Origin of the sequence: Kutzneria sp. 744 (genome assembly GCF_000568255.1) — a bacterium.
Taxonomy (GTDB): domain Bacteria; phylum Actinomycetota; class Actinomycetes; order Mycobacteriales; family Pseudonocardiaceae; genus Kutzneria.
The window spans coordinates 8,575,284-8,578,872 of sequence record NZ_KK037166.1; the positions used below are offsets into that span (position 1 = coordinate 8,575,284).

Sequence of the window (3,589 nt, forward strand, 5' to 3'; positions counted from 1 at the left end):
GGCCGAGCAGTCGGCCAGGTGGAACATCGGCGCCGCGTGCAGGTATCGGCCGCCGGGCTGGACGTACGTGCCGGCAGCGCAGCTGCCCAGCGCGGAGACGATCATGTTGTCGTGGCTGAGCATCACGCCCTTGGAGTGGCCCGTGGTGCCGCCGGTGTAGAAGATGCCGGCCATCGAGCTGCCGCCGCGGCGCGAATCCGGCATGGGCTCGTGCGTGTCGACCAGGTAGTCCACGACCGCCGCGCCGCCGATGATCGTCGTCAGGCACGGGGCCAGCTCGCGCAGCCGCGGCACCATCGGCGCGAACGTCTCGTCCACGTAGAGCACCCGGGTACCGGAGTCCTGGAGCGAGAAGGCGATCTCGTTCGGCGTCCACCGGGTGTTGACCGGCGTGACGACGGCGTCCGCCCACGGCACGGCCAGCAGGAACTCGTGGTAGATGTCCGAGTTCAGGGCCAGCAGGCCGACCCGGTCGTTCTGGTCGACGCCCAGGTCGCGCAGCGCCGCGGCCAGCCGGGCCACCCGGTCGGCGCTCTCGGCCCAGGTCCGGACGCGGTCCCCGAAGATCGTCGCCGGGAGGTCCGGGGTCTGCCGCACCGCTCGGTGCACGCACTGCGTGAGCTGCATGGCCGGCCTCCTAGGAGCGTATCGTCGTTCACTTTGTACCTGATACCGCACGTAGATCGCCATGTTTTGGGCTCGATGGACCGACGTGTGGTTCACTATCGACCATGGTCACCCGTCCCCGCGACCGTCGGCAGCAGGTGTTGGCGGCCGCCGCCCGGCTGTTCTGGCAGCACGGTTTCCACCGGGTCGGGATGAGCGACATCGCCGCCGAGGTCGGCATCGGGGCCAGCGCCCTGTACCGGCACTTCCGCGGCAAGGACGACCTGCTCGCCGCCGTGGTCGACGAGAGCCTCGACTGGTTGGAAGCCGTCCTGGCCGCCGCGCCGCCGGGCGTCGAGGGCACCATGACCGCCGTTTCCGAGGTCGTCCTGGCCCGCCGCGAGTTCGGGGTGCTGTGGGACCGCGAGGGGTGGCACCTGTCCGTGGAACAGCGTCGCACCATCCGTCGCCGGCTCCGTATCGGTGTCGAGCGTGTCGCCCAGTCGTTGGTCGTCGATCAGCCTTTGTTGCGGGCCCGGGGCATCACCGCCCTGATGGCCAGCGTTTCCTACCACCGCTACGAAATCAGCGCCGCGGAGTTGCGCCGGATCGCCCAGGCCATGATCGCCGTCGAGCTGCCGGCCGTTGTGGCGGAGCCTGTGGTCGAGGGCTGCGACCCCCAGCCCGTCGTCTCCCGTCGCGAGGCCGTTCTCGTTGCCGCGTCACAACTTTTCGCCTCCCGCGGCTCCGCCTCGGTCAGCATCGCCGACATCGGCGAGGCCGCCGGCATCGCCGCCCCCACCGTCTACACCCACTTCGCCAGCAAGCAGGACCTGTTGGTGGCCGTCCTTTCCCGTGGCACCGAGTCCATGTGGCTGTCCCTGCACAACATCCTGCGCACCGCCGACGGCCCCGCCGACGCCCTGGACCGGGCCATAGGCGACTACTTCTCTTTCGCCACCGCCAATCCCGACCTGGTCCGCCTGCTGCTCACCGAGGTCCTCAACGTCGAGGCCCAGGAGCGCACCCGCCGCGAGTACGCCCAGGAACTAGTCGCCCTCGTCCAGCGCGCCCGCCCCACCGTCTCGGTCGACTTCGCCAGCACCGTCGTCCTCGGCGCCATCGGCATCATCAACGCCATGACCCAGGTCGCCGAGTTGCGTGGCCGCCCGGAGATCGCCGTCTTCGCCCGCGCCATCCTCTGGAGCTGATCAGGAGGCGCGGTACTCCACCAGGCCCCACGCGCCCTCGTCGCCGGGGCCGGTCGCGTTCGGCACCACCTCGAAGGCGCCGGGCTGGGCGTTCTGGACCTTCGGCCAGGTCCGGGTGACGGTGTCCGGCACATCGAGCCGTGCCCAGGTGTGGTCCATCCGCGCGTCGCCGTCGAACTGGGTGGTGTTGAACCGGACCGAGTCGGCGAACCGCACGTGCCCGAACCTGGTGTCACCCCGGAACTTGGCCTCGCTGAACTCGACGTAACCACCGAACCGCACGGCGACGAAGTCGGCCAGCGTGGCGAACACGGCCCGGTCGAACCGGGTCTCCCCGGCGAACTCGACGTTCGCGAAGCGGACCGCGCCCTTGAACCGGGTGCCGGCGAAGCGTGCATTGCCCTCGAACCGCACGGCCTCGAACTGCACGTCCCCGGCGAAGACCGTTTGGCTGTAACGGGCGGCCGCCTCGAACACCGTCGAGTGGAACGACGCCCCGATCGCGAAGCGGGCCTCGCTGAACCGCGCGTTCTTCACGAACCGGGCTTCGTCGAAGGCGGCCGACTTGAACTGCGCGTACAAGAACAGCGCCGGGCCGGTGAAGGTCGCGCCGACGGCGGACAGGTGCCCGGCGAAGTGCGCGTCTTCGAACGTGGCGTGCCGGATCGTCGCCCGGTCCAGCCGAGTCTCGCCGTACAGCCGCGCATTCGCGCAGGTCAGCTGGCGAACCACGCCCGCGCTGAGGTCCAGGTCGAGCAGGGTCGCGCCGGTCAGATCGAGGTCGAGATCCGCCCAGTGGGTATCGCCGGCCACCGCGTGTGCGCCCAGGATGCGTTGCGCCGTAAGGCGGACCTCGCGTTCCTCGCGTGGACCTTCCTCCTCGAAGGGCATCCGCAGGTAGGCGCACAACAGGTTCACCACGGTCTGGCGCTGGTCGGCGTTGGCCTGGGCGAGGCGTTCGAGGGCGTACATGCCGGCCAGGCGGACCGGGGCCTTGTCGGAGCCGAGCTGTTCGGCGGCCTTGGTGTACAGGTCGGTGACCCGGCGCTCCAGGGCGTCGGCCTCCGACGAGGCGGCCATGCGTTCCTGTAAGGCGAAGGCGCGGTCGACCTTCTCGTGGTCGAGATCCTTCTGGCGTAGGGCGATTTCGCTGGTGCGCTGTCTACGAGCTGCTAGCCAGAGGGCGCCGGCGCCGCCGGTGCCGACGACGATGGTGCCGGCGGTCTTGATGGCGTCCAAGCGGTTGGCGGACTGGGGTGTGCCGTCGCCGTAGGAGAGCAGCAGCCACGTGGCGACGCCGACACCGATCACTACCAGCGCCAATGCGGCCAGGGCGATGGTCCGTAAGGACAGCACGCGGTAGGTCGCGTCCGGGTCGGTGGCCTTCACGCGGCCATTCTGGCAGGTTCAGAGGGGGAGGACCTCGACTTCGGGCCCGGTCCACTGTGGAGGGACGACGGCCAGGACGTCGGCCATGGCGGCACCCCAGAGGTTGCCGGCGCGGTCGCGGCCGACGGGGACGAGGGCGTCGTCGGTGCGAATTGCCGGCACGAGGCGGGTTTCGGTGGTACGGGCGGTGACGGCGCCGCGGAGGCGGCCGGTGAGAGGGGCCTTCGGACCCCGGCCGGCGAGGCCGCTCAGCAACGGGCCCAGCAGGGTGTGGCCGGCGGCCAGGGCGGCGAAGGGATTGCCGGGGAGGCCGACGACGTGCCGGCCGTCGGGCAGGGCCGCCAGGAGCTGCGGGTGCCCGGGGCGGCAGGCGACGCCGTCGA

At 70.7% G+C, this 3,589-nt stretch carries 3 protein-coding genes and 1 pseudogene; 1 reads left to right on the top strand and 3 read right to left on the bottom strand.

Features of this window, described 5'->3' with window-relative positions; all coding sequences use genetic code 11:
- Positions 1–627: AMP-binding protein (locus KUTG_RS55570; protein WP_043724295.1), on the bottom strand; the 627-nt coding region annotated here is incomplete at its 3' end.
- A 104-nt stretch (positions 628–731) separates the two neighbouring features.
- Here KUTG_RS55570 and KUTG_RS39590 point away from each other — a divergent pair.
- Positions 732–1,817, top strand: a complete 1,086-nt coding sequence (locus KUTG_RS39590) for a TetR/AcrR family transcriptional regulator (RefSeq protein WP_052395931.1) — start codon at positions 732–734, stop codon at positions 1,815–1,817.
- Here KUTG_RS39590 and KUTG_RS54450 read toward each other — a convergent pair whose 3' ends face one another.
- Both KUTG_RS54450 and KUTG_RS62175 read right to left on the bottom strand, forming a co-directional pair.
- The gene (locus KUTG_RS54450; RefSeq protein WP_052395932.1) at positions 1,818–3,206 is read right to left on the bottom strand and encodes a pentapeptide repeat-containing protein; all 1,389 of its coding nucleotides are present in this window, start codon (positions 3,204–3,206) and stop codon (positions 1,818–1,820) included.
- Between the two features lie 18 nt (positions 3,207–3,224).
- Positions 3,225–3,589, bottom strand: a pseudogene (locus tag KUTG_RS62175) (molybdopterin biosynthesis protein); the annotation flags it as partial.